We start from the raw sequence: 21229 nt of genomic DNA, 5'->3' as shown, positions 1-21229 counted from the left end.
CTTATGGTCGACTCCCTCCTATCTGACACCACCACTTCGCTAGAATTCAACCCATTTGAGGGCCCTGAAATAGACCGGTTGACGCTGAGCACTGAGCCGCAGCTGGAAATCTGGACGGCCTGCGCATTGGGCGGCGATGATGCCAACCGGGCCTACAACGAGTCCGTTTCTTTGCGCTTTCGGGGCGTTCCCGAGCGGGCTGCCCTGGAAGAATCAATACGGATGCTCGTTAAGCGACATGAGTCGCTGCGCTCCGCTTTCAGTGCCGATGGCCGGAAGATGATTATCTTCCGTGACTCGCCTGTAGCGGTGCATTTCGAAGATTATACCCAAAAAACGCCAACTGAACAGGCCCAAGCGGTGGCCGATTATCTACGGCAGGAGGCTGAGTACTGCTTTGATCTGTTGCAGGGTCCTTTGTTCAGGGCGGCTTTGCTGACGATCTCAGCGGATGATTCGTACCTGGTGCTGACTGCCCATCACATCGTCTGCGATGGCTGGTCGATTGGCATTTTAATGCAGGATTTGAGCGCATTGTATTCGGCAAACGTTCAGAACCAATTCGTCGATTTACCCGAACCAGTTCTGTATGGCGACTTTGCCGATGCCCAAAATTCATTTGAAAGAAGTCCAGAATACGCACAGATTCAAAAGTTCTGGCTAGATCTCTATCAAACAGGCGTTCCTATAGTTGATGTGCCGACTGATTTTCCTCGTCCACGCGTCCGTACTTACAAAAGTCATCGACTGGACTTTACTCTGGACGAAACGTTGGTAGCCGCCCTGAAAAACAGGGGCCGCGAAGCCGGATGTAGTTTTGTCACCACGTTAGTGACGCTTTTTGATGTATGGCTACACCGGTTGACTGGTCAGCAGACCATCAGCATTGGGTTACCGGCCGCCGGGCAATCCGTGACGGGCGACTACCGACTCGTTGGGCACTGCGTCAATTTGTTACCCCTGCGTTCGCATCTGCCGGAAGGAATACGGTTTATAGATTTTCTGAAGCAACGTAGATCCGAATTGATCGATGCCTACGATCATCAGCAACTTACCTTTGGTAGTTTGTTGAAAAAACTTGCCATCGCCCGCGACCCATCACGGATCCCACTGGTACCGGTCATTTTCAACGTCGATATGGGCCTGGCCGATGGCGTCAACTTTTACGGGTTGGATTATCAACTGATGAGTAATCCGCGGGCGTACGAAAATTTTGAGTTGTTTGTGAATGCGTCCGGTTCCGAGAAATCGTTGACTTTGGAATGGTCGTACAATACCCAATTATTCAAACCTGAAACCATTCGCGCGATGATGGCTGGGTTTGAGAATCTGCTCCGTGAAGTCGTAGCAAGCCCGTCTATACGTGTTGATGCCTTGAACTGGGCTGCGACCAATGAGCCCTTGAAATCGCTGATACAGGTGAAATCGCTGATACAGGCGGAAACGCTGATTCAGGAAGAATCGGCGCCCGCTCCGCAACAGCCGCCGCTCCACCAACTATTGGCCCAAACCGCAGCGCAGTTTCCAGAAAAAATCGCCCTTGAATTTCAGGACCAAAAGCTGAGTTACCAGCGTTTGCACGAAACAGCCAACCAGTTAGCTGGGTACTTGGTAGAGAGTGGCATCCAAAAAGGCGACATCGTTGGGGTGGTTCTCGACCGTTCACCCGAAATGCTGATTTCGCTGCTGGCTATCCTGAAAGCCGGCGCAGCTTACCTACCCCTTGACCCGGCCTATCCACACGACCGGATTGCCTACATGCTGACCGATTCTTCGGCCCGGATGGTCATTACAACGCAAAAATATGCCGGTCGGTTGAATATGGCAATCGTAGAAGTGGAGGTGGAAAAAGCATTGGCCGGATCATCTGGTTTGACCAGAAGTGAGCCGGCCATTTCCACCGAGAGCAACGATTTAGCCTACATTTTGTACACTTCCGGCTCAACGGGTAGGCCCAAGGGGGTATTGATTGAGCATCAAAACCTGGTCAACCTGCTAACGAGCATGATCGACTGGCCGGGTATCACGCCGGACGATCGCTTGCTGGCGGTCACAACGATTTCGTTCGATATCGCCGGTTTGGAATTGTTTCTGCCATTGCTGGTCGGAGCGACGCTCGTGCTCGCCGACACCGAAACTACCCGAGATGGTCGCCTGCTGCTGGAAGCGGTTCAAAATGAGCAGGTGTCAATGATTCAGGCTACACCCGCTACCTACAAAATGATGCTGGCGGCTGGCTGGGAAACACCCCAGCCGGTAAAGGTGCTATGCTGTGGAGAACCCCTGTCGAAAGATCTGGCCCAAAAGCTCATGGCTCGTTGCGCTTCGCTGTGGAACATGTACGGACCAACGGAAACAACCATCTATTCGACTGGTAAGCAGATTCTTCCATCTGATCAGTTAATTACCATTGGCCGGCCTATTCATAATACTCAGGTGTACATTCTGGATGATACCGGAAAACAATTGGGCATCGGGTCGGTAGGCGAAATCACCATCGCCGGGGCCGGCGTAGCGCGTGGATATCACAATCGACCCGAGCTGAATGCGGAAAAATTTGTCAATAACCCGTTTGGCGATGGATTGCTTTATCGCACCGGCGACTTGGGCAAATGGACGTCCACGGGTGAGATTCATTGTTTGGGCCGAATGGACCAGCAAGTCAAGATCAGAGGGTATCGCATTGAGCTCGGCGAAATTGAGCATGCCCTACTGGCGAATAGCGATATCAAAGACGCCGTAGTAGTAGCCCGTGAGGATCGGCCCGGCTTCCAGTACCTTGCCGCCTATGTGGTGCCAGAAACTACCCCTGACTCACTCACCCACAACGTACCGACCGCATCAAATGAGCGGATACAAAGTTGGAAGCAGCGGGTAATGGATTTGTTGCCGGATTACATGGTGCCGACCGAGTTCGTCGTCCTGCCCCAACTACCTCTCACGCCCAACGGGAAAATTGATAAAAAGGCACTACCTAAACCGGAAAGCGAAAACAAATTGGCGAATCCGGCGGAAGTTCGGCCACCATCCAGAGAAGAAGCGTTGGTAGCGGCCATCTGGTCGGATGTACTTGAGCTGGAAACCATCAACGATACGGATGATTTCTTTGAGCTCGGTGGTCACTCGCTGATTGCCGTACAGGTCATGACGCGAATCGAGCAAGAAACCGGTAAACGACTGCCTCTTTCCACCCTTTTCGAGTATCCGACCGTTCAGAAATTAGCCTCATTGCTGCAAAATAATAAAAAGGCAACCACCTGGAAATCGCTCGTACCCATCAAACCGACAGGTACCAAGATGCCCATTTACTTCGTCCACGGCCATGGATTGAATCTGATGAATTTCAACAGTGTGGCCAATAGTATGGACCCGGACCAGCCGGTCTATGGATTTCAGGGGCGGGGGCTCGACGGACAGGATGAGTTACTGGAAAGCATAGATGATATGGCTGCTTTCTACGTCAGCGAACTACTTGAACATAACCCGTCGGGTCCCTACGCGCTGGCAGGGTATTCATTTGGAGGATACGTAGCCGTAGAAATGGCCCGTATTCTTTATGAAATGAATAAAGACGTTCGTCTGCTGGGCCTTCTAGACACCGATGCCGAAATTATCAATTCCCAGGTATTGGATGCCAGCAACCTTTACAAGCGTATCCGGCGGCAATTTCCCAAGCTGATTTGGGTGATTCGTTCTTTCATACGCGATCCCGCGCAAACGGTTGCCTACCAGAAGTCTTTTTTCAAACGCAAATTTAAAGAATTTGGAGAGGCTGTTGGCCTGCGGGAAAAACCGAAGCCAGACAGCGCCATCTTGCATCATTTGGATCAGATTGAGTTCATTTCGGAAAACGCGTACCAAAAACACATCATCAGGCCTTTTGAGGGTCAGGTCACCTTATTTCGAGCCCAAAAACGCCCTTACTTCGTGGCGGATTTTGTGTTTCTGGGCTGGAAACAATTTGCGCTAAAAGGCGTGAAGATCTATGAAGTACCCGGCGATCACAAGACGATGTTTGAAGCGTTGCACGCCCAGGAAACTGCTCAAATCATTCAAACGGCTTTGAATGAAAGTGCGTGAAAAACAAAATGGCTCATGAGTACCTCAGGCACAAATTTACACGCACAACAGGCCCCCAGCTCAATCGTATGCAAAAATTATGGACGTGTCAAATGGCACGATTGGAGGAGGTGTTTATACACGGATGATATAGCGGTATTTCGATTTTATTATGCAGAGGACGCTATCCCCCCAGATTGGCCTGTACTGCTTCACACGGATGAAATTGAGCGGGGTGGACGCTACCATCGAAAGGATGACCGTTTACGTTCGCTGTATACACGAAGTCTTTTAAGAGCCCTGGTTGGGAGATACACCAATCAAAATCCGTTGGCCATTCACCTGACTAAGGGTTTGAGAAACAAACCTGAATTATCGGATAGTCTCGGTTGGCACGTAAACGCTACTCATTCAGGAAACTGGATCTTACTGGCTATTGGCAAGTATAGCGTGGGCATTGATGTGGAAGAAATAAAGCCTGATTTCGCTTTCACAGAGATGATTCCCATCAGCTTCAGTGCACAAGAGCAAGAGTACATTGAAGCTGATGGGAAGTCGACAGTCCGTTTTTACGAGTTATGGACCAGGAAAGAGGCGATTGTGAAGGCAATTGGCCGTGGTATTGATGAGGCTTTCTCTCAGGTTCCGGCCCTGACTGGAACCCACACCTGGAAAACTACCCTGTTGGAAGCAGCTCAAGATTGGATAATTGATAGCTTTCACGTTGCTGAGGAATATCCAGCAGCGATTGCGTATAATCGCTATCCTAAAAATATCCGGTTTTATACACTTGACCATGGTATTTTCCCTTCCCCCGACAGGAGGTAGAAAAAACTCAAATGCCAGCCGTTTCAACTACCTTCAAGACAGCTTAATCCGCTCCGCTTCCGCCTGCGCCTTCAGTGCCAGTTCCATCGTCAAAAAACAATGGGCCTGCGTCATGGCCGTCTCCGTTCGGTTGATCACATCGTCCACCAACTGCCGCCCGTAGGGCAAATCCACGTTGCTGGTGTCGATGGTTTTAGTCTCCTTATTATCCACCAGAAACAGGTGATTTCCCCCTGGACTACCGCTGATGTCTACATTCTTACGAATCTCGATAAAGCCCTCCGTTCCCAGAATGGTCAGTCGTCCGTCGCCCCAGCTTTTCAGGCCATCGGGTGTGAACCAGTCCACGCGCACGTAGCCCATGCCACCGTTGCCGCGCACCATCACGTCGCCAAAGTCCTGCAAATCCGGATACTGCGGATGGCCCACATTACCCACCTCCGAAGCTACGACATGCGCCTCGGTACTTCCCGTAAAGAACAGGAACTGATCGAACTGGTGCGAACCGATGTCGGTGATGATGCCACCGTAATCGCTCATTTTGAAAAACCAGTCGGGCCGCGACTTGGGGTTCATGCGGTGCGGGCCAAGGCCGATGGTCTGAACCACCTTTCCGATGGCCCCCGCCTTCACCAACTCGCCTGCCTTGACGGTTGCCCTGTTCTCAAAGCGCTCGCTGTACATGATGGAATAAATCCGCTTGGTGGCTTTCTGCACCTTTCGGACCTCCGCCAGCTGCGCCAGCGAAGTGATGCCCGGCTTATCGGACATGTAATCTTTCCCGCTCTTCATCACCCGGATGCCCAGCGGCGCACGCTCCTGTGGGATGCCGGCGCTCAGAACCAGCTGAATTGATTTATCGTCCAGAATCTCTTGTTCGCTGGCTGCCGCCTTGACCTTGGGAAAGCGTTTTTTAAAGTCATCCATCAACTCCTTTTCCTTGGCATAATAAGCCACCAGCTCTCCCCCACCCCGCTCGACGGCATTGACCTGTCCGTAGATGTGGCCATGGTTCATGCCGATGACGGCGAATTTGATGCGCGGAGCGACGTAAGGCCGATTTGTTTGTGACGCTTCAGTAGGTTCGGCAGGTATATCGCCAGCTTTGCCGATCAGTGGCACCATCATTAACCCAGCCGCTGATTGCGCGGAATGAAGCAGAAATTTTCTTCGATTTTCGTTTTTTGAGCTCATAGTCTTTTCTGATTATATAGATAAGAAACCAAAAAACTGTAATAAATACTCAAAACAGCGGCGGATTAAATGTAAAGAAAAACTGCCCGACGAGCGGGTGGCAGGGTATCGGACAGCAAATAAGCTATATCAGTCGCCGACAAATGATCTCCTGAACTTTATTTGTATTTTTGGCGGATACAGGCATTTTCACCGTAAGGCACACACTCATGGATTTGGTTTCGATCGTCACTGTGAACTTCAATCAACCCGCCGTCACGGAAGAGCTCCTCCAATCCATTCTACAATTCAATACACATCCTGCCATCGAAGTCATTGTGGTGGACAACGGGAGCCGGCAGGATTGGACAACCGACTGGCGGGCGCGTTTTCCAGATTTTACGTTTATTCGGTCGGAGGAAAATTTGGGTTTTGCCGGAGGCAATAATTTAGGCATAGCTGCAGCCCGGGGAAACTACTATTTCCTGATAAACAACGACACCGAAATTACGGACGGCCTGATCCAAACCCTGGTCAAGACATTCCAACTTCATCCGAAAGCTGGCATGGTTTCTCCCAAAATACTTTACGCAGAGGATCGCCATCTCATTCAGTATGCGGGCTACACAGCTATGAATTTCCTGACGGGCCGAAACAAATGTGTCGGGCAATATGAAACCGATGCTGGACAATACAATGGTGTGAGCACCGAAACGGGCTACGTTCATGGTGCCGCCATGATGGTCAGAAAGACAGCCACCGAAAAGGCCGGACTCATGGATACCAACTATTTTCTGTATTACGAAGAACTGGATTGGGGGGAGCGAATAAAAAAAGCGGGCTATGAGTTGTACGTTAATCTTGACGCCGCTATTTACCACAAAGAATCCGTGTCAGTGGGAAAACGGTCGGCATTGAAGGAGTACTTCATGACCCGCAACCGCATCCTGTTCATGCGCAAACACGCCTCTCCACTGGCCTTTCTGGGATTTTGTGCCTACTACGCTTTTGTCGTAACACCCCGAAATATGCTGACTTACCTCAAAAACAGGGAATACGGGTTCATCAAGGTATTTTTTAGTGCCATACGCTGGCATTTTACCCACAAACCGGACAGTCCCGACCTGGGATATCCACTATAACCGGATGAAAATTCTTTTTTGGGTTTCAGCTTTTACGGTCCTTTACGCGTATGTCGGCTATGGGCTGGTACTTTTTGGCTTGGTTCGGGTGAGACGTTTGATCAAAGGCAAAAGGGGTGCGATGGCATTGCCCGAGGGTAGTCATCCTTCGCTGACGCTGGTAGTTGCGGCGTACAATGAGGCCGACATTATGACGGCTAAAATTGAAAACACCCTCGCGTTGCGTTATCCCGCCGAAAAGTTGTCTTTGCTTTTTATTACAGACGGATCAACCGATGGCACCCCGGAGGTGGTAGGTGATTATCCAGACGTAGAGCTTATGCACTCACCGGAGCGGAAGGGCAAAATCCACGCCATTCACCGGGCCATGCAGCGGGTAGAGGCGGAGGTAGTAGTTTTTACCGACGCCAACACTTTTCTCAATAAAGACGCCCTGCTGCTCCTGGCCAGACATTATCAAGACCCAACAGTAGGAGCTGTTTCGGGCGAAAAGCGCGTCAGGATAGAAGAAGATGCGGATGCGACGGCTGGTGAAGGCATGTATTGGAAATACGAGTCTACGTTGAAAAAGTGGGACTCAGAACTCCACTCCGTAGTGGGGGCAGCGGGCGAATTGTTCAGCGTTCGGCGGTCGCTGTATGAGGATGTTCCTGACGATACCATTCTGGACGACTTCATGATATCGATGCAAATCGCGCAGCGGGGCTATCGTATCGTATACGAGCCCGAAGCGTACGCCACAGAGTTATCGTCCGAGAACATCGGCGAAGAGTTGAAGCGGAAAATCAGAATTGCCGCCGGAGGAATCCAGTCCATTAGTAGGCTGAAAGAAGCGGCCAACCCGTTTCGGAACCCGCTGCTCACCTTCCAGTACATCAGTCACCGGGTGTTGCGCTGGACGGTGGCTCCTTTCCTGATGATACTGGCATTGATTACCAACCTGCTCATTGTCATAGCCACGGGTGAAAAGCCATACGCGATTCTACTTTCAGCCCAGCTGCTTTTTTACTGTATGGCCCTGGCGGGTTGGTTTTTGGAAAATAAAAAGGTAAAGAGTAAAATCCTCTTTGTACCTTATTACTTTTGTATGATGAACTACGCGGTCGTGATGGGAATCAGACGTTACTTTTTTGGTAATCAGAGCGCCGCGTGGGATAAATCGAAGAGAAAAGCAGCCAATCAAACCCAGGAAAAAATCCGTCGATTATGAGCTTATTTTCATTACCACAATGGGTCAGGCCTCATTTATTTGAGGATAAGCAGTTCAAAGATTTGTCGGTTGGGGAAATAAGCAACATTCAAAACGCTCTCCAGCGTTTCAATTCTTCCGATCCGGAAGTCAGTGTGGTCATTCCCGTTTGGAACGAAGAAAATAACATCTACCGGACATTATCCTCCCTAGCGGCTTCCAGTTCCAAGCTTGCCGTCGAAATTATTGCAGTCAACAATAACTCGACGGATGATACGCAGAAAGTCCTTGACACTCTTGGTGTAAAAAGTGTCCAGCAGCCTGTGCAAGGGACACCCTATGCCCGACAGCTTGGGCTGGAAAATGCCAGAGGCAAGTATCACCTTTGTGCCGACTCGGATACTCTTTACCCTCCTGATTGGATTGATCTGATGGTAAAGCCAATGCAGGACAGCGAGGCAGTCACCGGAGTTTACGGTATCTATTCATTTCTCCCTCCCAAGGGGCAAAGCCGCTTGGGGCTTTGGCTTTACGAATCAATCGGCAGCTTGCTCATTCGCTATCGCAGAATGAACAAAGAATACCTGAACGTCTATGGGTTTAACATGGGTTTAGTCACCGAAACTGGTCTTCGTAACGGGGGCTTTCTCGTAAAAGGCAACCGTGTGTACGCAGACCAGGTATCGGGCAGTGATTTTGTCAACGATTCCGAAGATGGCCGAATGGCTATAAATTTAATGAAAACAGGAAAACTATCCTGGGTGACGCACCCAAAGGCCCGGGTATTTACCTCTTCTAGGCGGCTTATGGACGATGGCGGCCTCACCAAAGCATTTATAAGGCGGGTCAAACGCCAGTTTGGAGTAGTATCTTGATTGGAAGCTGTAATGATTTATTAAACCGCACCAATGCACACACACTCATTTCCCGAAATCACGCTATTGATTTCTCACTACAATCGTAGCCAGTCGCTGGCGAGGCTCGTACATTTGGTTGACGAACTGGGTCTGGAATTCGGCAACATCATCGTCACTGATGATGGCAGCCGCCCGGAACACGTCGAAAAGCTGCAAAACCTGCAACGAGAGAAGGGCTTCACGCTGCTCACCGTACCAAAAAACATGGGTATGGGGCATAATTTCAATAAAGGGCAAGATGCGGTAAAAACAGAGTATACGCTCTTCATCGAAGAGGACTTTGTGCCCAACCCCAGTTTTGTCCCAGCTTTGTCGAAGGCCTTGTCCATCCTCAAAGAAAACCCCGAAATGGACATCGCCCGCTTTTACGCCTACTTTAAGTATCCTTACCTGCGTCCCATCGGCGATGGATTTGCCGAAATGCAGTTCAGTCCTTTTAAGGCGGGTTATCGGAAATTCTTTATGTACAGTGACCATCCCCACCTGCGGCGTTCCACATTTTTTCAAAAATTCGGAAGGTTCAGGGAAGACACTCGGCCTGACAAGACCGAGTACCTGATGATGATGTCCTTTTTACACAACAAGGGGAAAGGTGTTTTTTTTGAGGCGTATCAGGACTTATTGACCCAAAGCAACAGCAGCGAAGAGCCAAGTACCATCAGCCGGGAATTTTGGCGGCAGACCGACAATATTTTTGTTACCGCAGCCCGTAATCTATACCGCCACTTCAAGATGAATCGGGATTACCTGATGGGTAGGAAGTGAGTTATTTTATGTGATTAAAGATCGCAGTACTTTTTGTGGAGTACTGCTGAAGTACCTTTCTAATTCTAACTATCCCCTGCAACGATAAATTTGCCAAGGCTCGCTTTTATTCAAAGCAATTTGCGGGGGTGTAAATGGACTTTCTTCCTCTGGTCGGCGTACATAACTACGGTATGTTTGACCGGACGCCAAATCGGCCTGCCCTCTTCGACCTATTCGCACAGCATCGGTATCCGACTGGTTTTTTTTTCAAATTCAGAGTTGGCGAAGTTGACACAAGTAGAAGAATTTGTCAAAAAATCACCATCTTAGCAGTATAGTTTTCAAGTCATAAGCTATTGGCTTGCAGCGCACACACTACAATATCATGAATAAAGTCTTTAACTTTTTGTTAAAAGTCACACTATTGCTGGGCTTGGTGCTGATCACCACAGCTTCCCATTTCGGAATCGTTACCTGCTCTACTGCCGAAGGTACAGCCAATAGCCAAGAAGCTGCGTCCAAAGCCGCCCTTGATCCGGCCCGCCGGATTCCCATTGACCCCACAAGATGGTACATCCTCAATAACACGACCAGCAATCTGGCCGGACTATTCGATGGGGAGACCCAGAAAAACGTCCAGCTGGGGTACGGGCTGGTACTCAATACTTATGATGCCTATTACCCGCTGCGGGAAGGCGAAAGTATGAGCATCGATCACATTAGAATGTTTGATTTCGAGGACACTTTTGTTAATAAACCAGCCCGTCTCTCAGTGATTACTTCGGACTGGAAACGGGTCCCTCTCGCTACATTTACGGGCAGCATTTACAATGACTGGGTTGGTCCTTCTCCCGACCGCAAAGCCAGCGGGGATGCAAAATTCAGCCTGGACACCCCGGTACAAAATATAAGGTATCTCGTCCTGACCATTCAAGGTGGTCTTCCCACCGAACTTGAACTGTATGGTGACTACAAGCCCGGTAGTTCCCCACCAGTAACTCCGACAGTCCGCCCCATAAAACTCCGCGATATGCTGGGAGTAAACGCTTATGAATGGAATTTCCTTGACCCAGACCTTCCTTCACAAATTGTGGAGCCGAAAATGGAACTGGCCAAAAGTTTCTCCGGGATCCGACATTACATGGATTGGCAAAGGCTGGAATCCACCGAAGGTGTCTTCTCGTACAGCCCCACTCTGAGCGGTGGGTGGCATTATGACAAGATTTACGAGCGGTGCAAAGCTGATGGTATCGAAGTACTGGCCTGTCTTAAGACGCTGCCCGACTGGATGCTTGCCACCTATCCGGCGGCAGAGCGGGACGCCGAGAACGTCCCTGTACGTTACGGGCGCCCTTTCGACAACCCCACCTCCTACCTCGAACAGGCCAGAGTCGCTTTTCAATACGCTGCCCGCTATGGGAGCAACAAAGGGGTCGACCCCAAGTTGCTTAGTGTTTATGAAAAACCTCGCTGGCCCGGTGATCAGCCAAATACGGTAAGGATAGGCACTGACCTGATCAAATATATCGAGTGTGACAATGAAAGGGACAAATGGTGGAAAGGGAGAAAAGCCTACCAAACCGCCCGGGAGTACGCGGCCAACATGTCCGCCTTTTACGATGGTCATAAAAATAGCATGGGAGCGGGCGTCGGCGTGAAAAATGCCGACCCAAACATGAAGGTCGTCATCGGCGGGCTGGTTTCCGGAGCCGATTACGTCCGGGCCATGGTTGACTGGTGTAAGGAGTTCCGGGGTTACAAAGCCAACGGTCAGGTGAATCTTTGCTGGGACGTTATCAACTACCACATTTATACCGATAATGCCTCCTCTTCCCAAAGTGGTACTTCCACGCGTGGTGCGGCTCCTGAAAGATCCAATGCCGGAGCAATAGCAGACGCTTTTATCCGGGTATCGGATGAACTATGCGATGGACTTCCTGTATGGATCACTGAAACAGGCTTCGACATAAATCAGCAAAGTCCGATTAAAGCCATTCCTATAGGCCAAAAGTCGCCCCTGATCACCCAGGCCGACTGGATCCTGCGAACGTCCTTGTTTTCGGCGCGGCACGGGATTCAGCGAGTGTTTTTTTATCAAATGTATGATGACAACGAGTCCGGAACCATGTTTTCGACATCCGGACTCCTGAATACCAACGGAACACGACGCCCGGCGGCTGATTATCTACGCCAGACCAAAAACTTATTCGGCGCCTACTACTACGTGCGCACCCTGAATCAGAATCCCATTGTAGACGAGTATGCAGCGCAGGGAACTCGTATGTATGCTCTTGTAGTGCCGGATGAAGTGGGCCGCACTGCGCTTTACGATTTGCCAACCGGAAATGCAAGCGTGGCTCGAGTTTACCGTCCAACGGCGGGCCGTGACGACATGGCGTGGACCGACGTTACGATTACGAACGGCAAAGCCAGGATCGAAGTGGGAGAGACACCAGTTTTTGTCGTGCTTGACCCACCTGACACGCCGCCCACACTGGTTACCGGAGTAAATCCTTTGGATGCGCAGTTGGAATTGATCGTGTATCCTAATCCGGTGATCAACGGACAATTTCGGGTAAGGGTGAATAACGAAGGAAATGGTGAAGTTTTAATCAATATTTTCAGTGCATCGTCCGGTCACCTCCACAAACAAGTAACTTTGCCCGCCGGAACTAAGAAAATCGATCATTTTATTGATCTGTCGAAACTGCCCGCAGGGGAGTATATCTTAGAGCTCAGGCAGAATGAAAAGCGGGCCTTCAAAAAAGTAGTAAATCTCAACTGATTGGAGTTATATTTCATATGAGCAGTCTGGACAGAAGAATGGTATCCTATTTCAGCATTTCCCTTGGAATGTTGCTGATACTACTGGCCCTTTCCTATGCCTATAAAAATCTCGGCCACCTATCATCGCAGAACTTACTGGTCACCAACACGACTTATGTGGTCAATCAGGTTTCCAGGTACAAGCAGGTCACAAAAGAAATTGATTATGATCTGCGTGAGTACCTGATCACTAAGGACGAAAAGCTACTGACGGGAATTAATAGCTCCCGCTCTCAACTGACCTCAATCAGCAATATTCTTCTGGAGCTGTCGAAAGATGACGCGCCCCAGAGGATTCGTATCAAAGAAATGATGGCTGCTACAGAAGAGCTCGTCCATTTTTCAGAGTCTGTACTTGATACCTACCGAACGAGCGGGGCACAATCAGCCTTCGACCTCATTAATAGCGGGAAAGGAAGTTTGTTGTTTGAAAAAATAAAGAGCGAAATCGAAGAATTTGAAGAGCAAGCTGAAATCGATCTAACTGCCCGTCGGAATCAGTTCAATCGAAACCGGCAGCGAGCCACGATGTATATTATCATCACGGGTATCGCCGGCTTTGGCATTACGCTTTTGTCGCTGTATCTGCTGTTTATAGACCGTAAAAAACAGCTCGCTCTCAGACGTCAGATTTTTCAAAAGGAACGTTTGCTCAATCAATATCTGGAGGCTATTCCGGACGGTATAATGGTTATCAACCCCAGGAAAGAGGTCACGTTCATCAACCTTTCGGGGCGCATCATGTTAGGCCTGCCCAAAAACAAAAAAATTCAAAATCTAGATGATTTGCTTGCCGAAACGACGCTCAATAATCCGCTGACGCAAGGCGAAAAGTTCAAGAGCGATGATTTGCCCATTTGCCAGGGTCTCGCGGGAAACAAGGCCATCGGCAACAGGATTGATATTAAACAGGGAACAGAAGTAATTAAGGTAGAAACCAATGTCGAACCCATCTACGAATTGGACGGGGAAATCGTGGGCGCCATCTCGATTTTTCGCAATGTTACTGAGCAAGAGGCCTATGCCATGAACCTCAATGCAGCCAGGAATCTTGCAGAGCAGTCGGTCAAGACGAGAGACGTTTTCCTTTCCAATGTCAGTCACGAAATTCGCACTCCGCTGAATGCCATTCTGGGTTTCACCAATCGGTTGATACAAGAAGGTACAGGCGGCAAAACGGGCGAGTACGTCGGCTATATCCAGGTAGCCAGTCGCAATCTCCTGGAACTGATCGATGATTTGCTGGATATTTCTAAAATTGAAGCTGACCAGATCCTTCTCGACAAAGGCCCCACCTCTATCCGGGAAATCATTGATTCGGTCGGGATCATTGTCAAGCAAAAAGCAACCGAGAAGAATATTTCCTTTCAGCAACATTTTTCTCACAATTTGCCCTATGCCATTCTCACAGATAAACTACGGCTTACCCAAATACTGCTGAACATTTGTGGGAATGCTGTCAAGTTCACTGAAAAGGGGTACGTCAGGCTTGACGTAATGCCACTCGGACAAATCAGAAGAAACGTTCAGCGCATTCAGTTTACAGTAACAGACACCGGTATTGGAATTCCGAAGGACAAACAGAAGCAAATTTTCAACCGATTTGTCCAGGCTTCCGAAAATACGAGGAGCAAATACGGAGGTACGGGCTTGGGGCTCTCCATTACGAAGGCCTTGGTAAAACTTCTGGGGGGAGATTTGAGGCTTGAAAGTACCCTTGGCAAGGGAACGAAATTCACCATTGAGTTCGATTTTATCATTCTGGAAGACCAGGTTAGTCCTGAATTTAACGATCTGGAAAATTCATCGCCTTGCCATCTGGCCTCGCTCAATATACTTGTGGCAGAGGATAACTTACTTAACCAAAAGCTCATACAAGCTATATTTGATCGAGCTGGTGCCGATATAACAATCGTTAATAACGGCTTGGAAGCCATCAAAAAACTGAAAACTCAGTCATATGATGTCGTGATCATGGATGTGCAAATGCCGGTCATGGATGGCTATGCAGCTATTAAGGAAATCCGGAATACCCTGGGACTCGACGTCCCGATCATTACCTTAACCGCCCACGCTATGGTAGGCGAGAAAGATGAGGGAACCCGGATAGGAGCCAATGGCTATATTTCAAAACCCTTCAAAGAGGCCGATCTCTTTCGGGAAGTAATCAGTCTTACGCAGAAGACGAAACCTTTGACCACAAACGAATCAGAGAATAGTTCGACACTCCCCGCGGGAGAATCGCTGATTGATGTCGATTATCTGAAGGAGATTACGGCGGATGACGAAGGGCTTCGAGACGAACTGATCGAACTGCTGGAAACCAGCAGCCCGGTACTTTACGAGCAAATTTATAAAGCGGAAAACGAGAAAGATTATCTCAAGCTATGTAAACTTATTCACGAATTGCGCTCTTCTTTGATTTCAGTAGCCCTGCTCTCGACGGCGAATAAATTCAGGGATATCGAAAAAGCCTTAAATGCTAATTCACTCCCTGATAACTTACTGGAAAAAATATGTGAACTTGAACAGGAGTTGATAGCCGGATTGCGGGAGTTGCAAGCTATGGTTTCCCCACAGTTTGTTGCGCAAGCGCCGTAGCAATTAGGCCGGAGAAGTCTTTGGCCCGTTGCTTCCAGGTATTCTTCGAAGCCACGCTGATTCGTTCCGCTCTCCGCTCGTCGGAGTCATTGTCCAAAGCTTCCTGGATGGCTTCTACGAAAGCAGCCGGAGTGGCACACATCGCCACAGAGCCGAGGGTAAAATCCGCCAGATCGGGGTTGAAGTCAGAGATGACTACCGGCTTTCCTGCCCCCAAATATTCAAATAGTTTCAAAGGAAAAATCGATGCACTGTGCTCATCCTTTTTAAATGGAATGATGCATAAATCATATCCTTTCATGACACTAGGCGCATCAGAGAAACGAACTTTACCGGGAAAATACACATTGGGGGCGCGTTTCAAAACTTCCGGTATGGCAGCATAGATCGGCCCGACCAGCACAAAACTCTTGTCGGCATGTTGCTGGACCAAGTGTGTCAACAGGGAAAAATCCATCCGGTGTTCGATGCTGCCAAGATAACCAACAATGGGGTGCGGTACATTGGCCAACAAAGGCGACGGTAGCAAACCGGGGTCCAGGGCACGACGGCTATGTTCCAGATCGGCAGCATTGGGCACAAAATAGGTTTCGGGATTTACGGTGCGTTTCTCCTGAAACAATTGCCTGCTGCTGCAAATAATGAGATCAGCGTTTTCCGACAAATGCCTCTCCGAAATCAGGCCGTGGCGCCTGTCGAAATCACCGACGATCGGGTCGAGGCAGTGGTAGACTGTAAGCTGCGGATGCAGTGGCCCGGCCACCCCGGGAAAATGGAAATTAAAAGAGTTGATAAAGACAAAATCATGTACCCCCCTCTTCTTGAGGATATGGCGGATTTTAGTGCGGATCAGGTATTCGTTGAATTTTAAAAGGGTGCGGTAAATTTTACCTTCGGGCAAAAAGCGAATGGACAGTAACACGGGCAGGATATGGATCTCGATAGAGCTGCCGGGATAAGCGATGGGTTCATCCGAAAAGAGCCCGAATTTGCCCTGTCTCGTCCGGAACGCAGGCGTTTTTCTCTTCTTGACCCAATCATTGAAGGTATAGGCGTTGTCGAAGTAGTACACATTGTTTTCCAGCGCAAGCTGCCGGGCCAGAAAAAATGCCGTAGACTCGATATCAGCGTCGAACCGGAATAAACTGAAAAAGACTATGTTTTTTCCCTTGAGATCCATGCTGTTCAAGAACGAATTATGAGCTGGCCGTCAGACTTTCAATTGCTATGAAACTTCGCCCAAGTTTTGAGCATAATCGGTCGGACGTACTGGGTGAAGAACTCAGGATAGAAGCGAAACATGTAAATGAATGTATTCAACACATTGACCGAAGCTTCCTTCTTCAGGATGATCTGGGCAATGATAAAACCTATGAAGTTGGAGGTCAGGGTGGCGTAGGCCGCGCCCATAATTCCTATCTTTTTGATGAGCAAGAAGTTCAGTCCCAGATTAATTACCGTGTTGAGTAAAACCACCAGAAACGTTATTTTAGTTTTTCCGATCGAGTCGAGAATATTACCGAATTGACGACCGAAGGGAACCAGCAAAGAATACAACAGCGTGATTTTCAGCAATGGTATGGAGTCGTCAAACCGTTCGCCCGCAATCATATTGATAGTCCAGTCAGCGAAAAAATAAAGAAACAGAATCATCGGCAGGAGTATGGCCAGGGTAATGCCGACCGACCGCTCGTAGAGGTACTTAATGGCCGACTTTCCCTCTTCTGCCATCCGTTTCGCACTTTGTGGGAATACCACCACGGCCATCGCATTCGTTGGGATGTCGGTCAAATTGGCAATTCTGACCGCAATGTTGTACGCCCCCGACGACGCCGGGGAGAGCATAGCTCCGAGCATCATCTGGTCCAATGTACCAGACAGCATTGAGCTGATCAGAGTCCCAAACGCGTACTTGCCGTACCCGAATAGCTTACTGGTCCATGCCCGGCTGTCGGCCAGCGAAAAACGTAATTTATCTTTAACAAAAAAATAAGCCAGGATGGCTGCCGCCAGCAGGCTGAAAACCTGCACCCAGACCAGTTCAATCAGTTGAATCGGGTAGTCAACGAAAAAAGCGACGGCCACAAAAAGAAAAAAAAGGGCTTGACGCACCAGATTGGTCAAAAATATGCCTTTGAAACTTAGATAGGCCTGCTCTATATAGTTGAACAGGTTTAGAAATCCCGACAGGATAAAGCCGATATTATACACCAGAAAAAGGTCGACGAGTTGGGGCGAATCCCAAAGGGCAGCAAGGTAGCCGGAAAAGAGTACGTTAAGTACCACACACAGAACCGTAACAATTCCGCTGAGTATTGCCGACGCGGTGATGATCGGAGGGTGTTTATCGGGCTCGTTGGCTGCCAGGTACCGAATGAGGGCCGTTTGGATCAGTCCGGTGCGGATAGACTCCATGATCATGATCGTGGACATGAAGAGCACCCATGAGCCGAAATCCGATTTGCTGACGCTGCGTACCAGGATGAAGAAACTGGCAAATCCGAAAAGTACCCCCGAGAAGTTCTGGAGTATCGAAAGGGTACCCGATATCAGCCAATAGTTGTCTTTCTGGTCGGAATCCTTCATACGATTGTGAAACAGGAGTACTGAGGGTGCATTCGCACGTATTTCTTCATGTTTTCATCTGAAATAGTGTACAATGTGGCGGCGCTGCAACGAGTGTATGGTTCTGGAGAAGCTTTCTTGTATTTGACAATGAATCGATGGCTGCATATTTTGGCCAGAACCGCAAAACCGTAAAGCATAACATTAGCCGTGTAGCCTTCAAAAATGCAAAGAAATCGAATTTGCGTGAGGATTAGGGCTAATTATAAAATAATAAACAGTCTGCCATTAATATCGGACTCCTGGTTCTCAGGTCCATTATCGCACGCCACCATGCTATCCGGGTACTTCCGAGGCTGAGATCCTGGCGTCAAGCCCCAAAGAAACCTGAATGATTGCCGCTGCCAGGTAAAATAGTATGTTGGAAGGAAACTGCACGAATGCCTCCTGCGGATAACTACCAATGCCTAGCACAAATATCACAAGTGTCATCGCCAGGCAATAGGTCTTTATTTCTTCATTCCGAATCAGAAAAAAATGGTCGATACCTGTCTTGAGTATAATGAATATCATTAGGCAAAACAGGAACAGCCCTATCCAACCCATTTCTACCGCTACACGTACGTAACCGCTGTCGGGTGGAAAATTAGCCAAATAGGAATCCGGCGCAAATCGCTGACCCCAAACTCCTGTCGCTCCCAGCCCCCCACCGATGGGATGTTGTTGAATATACGGCTGAATGCGCTTTTGGTTCATAATGCGCAAGTTGAAAGAGTCGTCGTCGGATGGTTTGAAGGCCGTTTGAAAGCGGAACAAAGTAGGGTTGCTGGTAGGAATCATAATCAGGACAGCGAAGGCAAAAGCTCCCATGGCCGCCAGTACCAACAAAGTACGGTTGAAACGGAGTATGAAAAACATTGCGAGTCCGGCTGGAATCAGCACATAGCCCCCCCGGGTTCCCGAATAAAGCATGGAGGCTGCACAAAGTACCGCAATAAGTACCAAGCCCAACTTTCGAAAGAATCCTTTGCTTATCTTGAGCAGGCAAATGCAAATCAGCGCGGCCATCACCATGTTGTAGGCAAAGGCTACGGGGTCGGAGAAGACCGAAAACTTGCGCCAATGCCCGAATAGGAACATCAGCTCGATCAATTTTGGGTCGGAAATAAGCTGTTGATACTCCATATCGGTAAAACCGATAAATTCTTGCTTCAAGCCGTACAATGCCCCCAGCAGAGCTAATCCCACCCATATTCCAATCAGCCATCGCAGGTATGTCAGGGAGTCGATATGGGAAACAAACACATAGTACATTAATGTAACTGCCCCCACGGTCCGGACGGTGTAGAGCCATGCCATCTGCGATTCAGCCCAGGGATTGATGACCTGTAGCAGGGTGTAAACCACCCAGACAAGCGTTATAATGCCGATGGAACTGTTGAAAACAGACTTTCCCGTTTCACGGCGCCGGGCCAGGATTGTACCCAACACCAGTAGCCACTCGATGCCATCCATTACCGTCCCCACAGGAAAGTCGACGCCCAGCCTGCTGACAAAAAAGAGCAGGTAAGCCGCAACGATGAACACCACTATTCCAAACTTCGGAAAAGCGATTATTCCAAATAAGGTGGGAATGCCCACCAAAGCCACAACCAGCAAAAGGCCAAGCAATAAACCAAAGGAACCTACCAAGAAGGCAATACCCGCCCCAAGCAATGCAAGTACCCCTGCCCCAAAAGGGTTAAGGAGTTTTTCTTCCCAGATACTTTTTCTCAGGAAATCTACTGCAGGCATAAACGAACCGGGGTGTCAATGGCGAAGTTTTATCAGAAAAATAGGAGCTTTAAAAAAAAGACAAATACGCTTACAAAAGCCACTATTATAGCCGTATAACGCTGGATAACTTTCATGGGTGGCAGCTCGGCCAGCCGTCTCTTCTTCTCACTCTGCTCAACTCTGGGGTAGACTTTCATAGCGGGGCAGTGTTTACATTCTGGATTTGGAAGCGTCGGGATCGCCGTGTCTGGTGGCTACGGATATCTTGTTTGCCCGCTTCACTTTAAGCAAAGCGATTAGCTGATAAAACACAAAGCGAGGAGCATGGGCCAGAGAAGCATAGATGCGCTGATCGGCCTGCGAATGGCGTAAAGCCACCAAAAAACCTACTACGAAAGCAACAAGTCCCCCTGCCCAAAATAATGCCATGACTGGGAAAACTACCAGGTCGATGAGTGCGAAGATAACCGCCGCCAGCAAAAAAAGGAATAGCGGTGGTCGCAGCAACACGATTCCGAACAGGATCTGATTGCGGTCCCATCTCCACAGACCCCGACCCAAAATTCCAAAACCATAAGAAAAATAGCGGAACCAGGTATTAATCCACCGTGCCCTTTGACCGACAAGTTGTTGGGAGCCTGTCGTTTTCTCGTCGTACACAATAGCCTCGGGGGCAAAGGCAATCCGCTCTCCACGCCGCACGATTTCGGCTTGAAGTACCTTGTCGAAACCAGCCCCCTCTACCGGGCTATTGCCCAGACATTGCTCATACAAATCTACCTGAAAGGCCATACCCGATCCAGCCAGGGTGGCCGAAGAACCTGCCCCGAACAGTAGCTTCCCATCGTAAAAGTGATAGTAAATATCGCGTGCGGCGTCGAGCCGGGCCAGGTCGGTGTCGATGTTCTTTGCTTCTCTCACCCCCTGAACTGCCTGAAAGCCCTGATCAAATCGTTCATTGAGCCGGTTCAGCAATTCCGGATCTACCAGATTGTCACTATCAATGATGACAAGCCTTTCGTGCGGACGCTCAAAACGACGGATGGCGTAAAAATGGGATCGGGTATTGCTGGACAGTACGGATTCTGGACGCAGCACCTTCAATTTGGGCTGTTCCGGTGGAAGCTTATCGGGATCGCAGTTATCGCCTACAAGGTAAATATGGTAGTTGTTGTAGCGAAGTCGCAACAGTGACTCGATTACCTCCGGCAATTGGTGCGTCTGCTGGTAGGCCGTCACAATGATGGCATAGTCGGCCTCCCTGGTAGAACTTACCAGCGGCGATGCTGCCCTGGCCACATGACTTTTTCTGAAATGGTACAATCCGTACAGAATCAGCGGAAAAACCAGGTTAATACCTATGGCCGCCTGTAATAGCACAAAAAGGAAGAAAAAGATTTCCATCG

General features: G+C 49.2%; 13 protein-coding genes. 8 read left to right on the top strand and 5 right to left on the bottom strand.

The features are described from left to right. Positions 1 to 3 precede the first annotated feature (3 nt). Positions 4 to 4080, top strand: coding sequence for a non-ribosomal peptide synthetase (locus IE117_RS07195; protein WP_189563624.1), 4077 nt, complete (start codon positions 4 to 6; stop codon positions 4078 to 4080). A gap of 15 nt (positions 4081 to 4095) precedes the next feature. Continuing rightward, complete coding sequence (locus tag IE117_RS26530; protein WP_374757952.1) at positions 4096 to 4887, top strand: 4'-phosphopantetheinyl transferase family protein; 792 nt, start codon at positions 4096 to 4098, stop codon at positions 4885 to 4887. Between the two features lie 33 nt (positions 4888 to 4920). On the opposite strand, the gene IE117_RS07185 is transcribed toward IE117_RS26530, so the two are convergent. After that, positions 4921 to 6081 (bottom strand): Gfo/Idh/MocA family protein, encoded by a 1161-nt coding sequence (locus IE117_RS07185; protein WP_189563622.1) that lies wholly within the window; start codon positions 6079 to 6081, stop codon positions 4921 to 4923. A 209-nt stretch (positions 6082 to 6290) separates the two neighbouring features. Here IE117_RS07185 and IE117_RS07180 point away from each other — a divergent pair, with 209 nt between their 5' ends. From IE117_RS07180 to IE117_RS07155, 6 genes are all read left to right on the top strand, one after another. Continuing rightward, the gene (locus tag IE117_RS07180; protein WP_189563621.1) at positions 6291 to 7202 is read left to right on the top strand and encodes a glycosyltransferase family 2 protein; all 912 of its coding nucleotides are present in this window, start codon (positions 6291 to 6293) and stop codon (positions 7200 to 7202) included. Between the two features lie 4 nt (positions 7203 to 7206). Continuing rightward, a complete protein-coding gene (locus IE117_RS07175; protein ID WP_189563620.1) occupies positions 7207 to 8412 on the top strand; it encodes a glycosyltransferase family 2 protein in 1206 nt (401 codons plus the stop codon). Beyond that, positions 8409 to 9266, top strand: coding sequence for a glycosyltransferase family 2 protein (locus IE117_RS07170; protein ID WP_189563619.1), 858 nt, complete (start codon positions 8409 to 8411; stop codon positions 9264 to 9266). The genes IE117_RS07175 and IE117_RS07170 overlap by 4 nt, the downstream gene beginning before the upstream one ends. Positions 9267 to 9299: 33 nt before the next feature. After that, complete coding sequence (locus tag IE117_RS07165) at positions 9300 to 10073, top strand: glycosyltransferase (protein WP_189563618.1); 774 nt, start codon at positions 9300 to 9302, stop codon at positions 10071 to 10073. A gap of 367 nt (positions 10074 to 10440) precedes the next feature. Beyond that, entirely contained in the window at positions 10441 to 12840 is a 2400-nt protein-coding gene (locus IE117_RS07160; protein WP_189563617.1) for a T9SS type A sorting domain-containing protein, read from the top strand. A 17-nt stretch (positions 12841 to 12857) separates the two neighbouring features. Continuing rightward, the gene (locus IE117_RS07155; RefSeq protein WP_229580447.1) at positions 12858 to 15482 is read left to right on the top strand and encodes a hybrid sensor histidine kinase/response regulator; all 2625 of its coding nucleotides are present in this window, start codon (positions 12858 to 12860) and stop codon (positions 15480 to 15482) included. On the opposite strand, the gene IE117_RS07150 is transcribed toward IE117_RS07155, so the two are convergent. The 4 genes from IE117_RS07150 to IE117_RS07135 form a co-directional block, all read right to left on the bottom strand. After that, positions 15445 to 16662 carry a glycosyltransferase gene (locus IE117_RS07150; RefSeq protein WP_189563615.1) on the bottom strand — a complete coding sequence of 406 codons (1218 nt, stop codon included), beginning with the start codon at positions 16660 to 16662 and terminating at the stop codon, positions 15445 to 15447. The genes IE117_RS07155 and IE117_RS07150 overlap by 38 nt on opposite strands. A 38-nt stretch (positions 16663 to 16700) precedes the next feature. Beyond that, positions 16701 to 18068 carry a flippase gene (locus tag IE117_RS07145; RefSeq protein ID WP_189563614.1) on the bottom strand — a complete coding sequence of 456 codons (1368 nt, stop codon included), beginning with the start codon at positions 18066 to 18068 and terminating at the stop codon, positions 16701 to 16703. A gap of 315 nt (positions 18069 to 18383) precedes the next feature. Next, the gene (locus tag IE117_RS07140) at positions 18384 to 19841 is read right to left on the bottom strand and encodes an O-antigen ligase family protein (RefSeq protein ID WP_189563613.1); all 1458 of its coding nucleotides are present in this window, start codon (positions 19839 to 19841) and stop codon (positions 18384 to 18386) included. Positions 19842 to 20033: 192 nt separating this feature from the next. Beyond that, positions 20034 to 21227, bottom strand: a complete 1194-nt coding sequence (locus IE117_RS07135; RefSeq protein ID WP_189563612.1) for a glycosyltransferase — start codon at positions 21225 to 21227, stop codon at positions 20034 to 20036. Between the last annotated feature and the right edge of the window lie 2 nt (positions 21228 to 21229).

Source organism: Persicitalea jodogahamensis, from assembly GCF_014651615.1.
Lineage (GTDB): Bacteria > Bacteroidota > Bacteroidia > Cytophagales > Spirosomataceae > Persicitalea > Persicitalea jodogahamensis.
This window is presented reverse-complemented; position numbering and strand designations above follow the sequence as displayed.

Coding starts and splice junctions, on each gene's coding strand:
- IE117_RS07195 (WP_189563624.1), top strand. CDS start 4: ATGGTCGACTCCCTCCTATCTGACACCACCACTTCGCTAGAATTCAAC.
- IE117_RS26530 (WP_374757952.1), top strand. CDS start 4,096: ATGAGTACCTCAGGCACAAATTTACACGCACAACAGGCCCCCAGCTCA.
- IE117_RS07185 (WP_189563622.1), bottom strand. CDS start 6,081: ATGAGCTCAAAAAACGAAAATCGAAGAAAATTTCTGCTTCATTCCGCG.
- IE117_RS07180 (WP_189563621.1), top strand. CDS start 6,291: ATGGATTTGGTTTCGATCGTCACTGTGAACTTCAATCAACCCGCCGTC.
- IE117_RS07175 (WP_189563620.1), top strand. CDS start 7,207: ATGAAAATTCTTTTTTGGGTTTCAGCTTTTACGGTCCTTTACGCGTAT.
- IE117_RS07170 (WP_189563619.1), top strand. CDS start 8,409: ATGAGCTTATTTTCATTACCACAATGGGTCAGGCCTCATTTATTTGAG.
- IE117_RS07165 (WP_189563618.1), top strand. CDS start 9,300: ATGCACACACACTCATTTCCCGAAATCACGCTATTGATTTCTCACTAC.
- IE117_RS07160 (WP_189563617.1), top strand. CDS start 10,441: ATGAATAAAGTCTTTAACTTTTTGTTAAAAGTCACACTATTGCTGGGC.
- IE117_RS07155 (WP_229580447.1), top strand. CDS start 12,858: ATGAGCAGTCTGGACAGAAGAATGGTATCCTATTTCAGCATTTCCCTT.
- IE117_RS07150 (WP_189563615.1), bottom strand. CDS start 16,662: ATGGATCTCAAGGGAAAAAACATAGTCTTTTTCAGTTTATTCCGGTTC.
- IE117_RS07145 (WP_189563614.1), bottom strand. CDS start 18,068: ATGAAGGATTCCGACCAGAAAGACAACTATTGGCTGATATCGGGTACC.
- IE117_RS07140 (WP_189563613.1), bottom strand. CDS start 19,841: ATGCCTGCAGTAGATTTCCTGAGAAAAAGTATCTGGGAAGAAAAACTC.
- IE117_RS07135 (WP_189563612.1), bottom strand. CDS start 21,227: ATGGAAATCTTTTTCTTCCTTTTTGTGCTATTACAGGCGGCCATAGGT.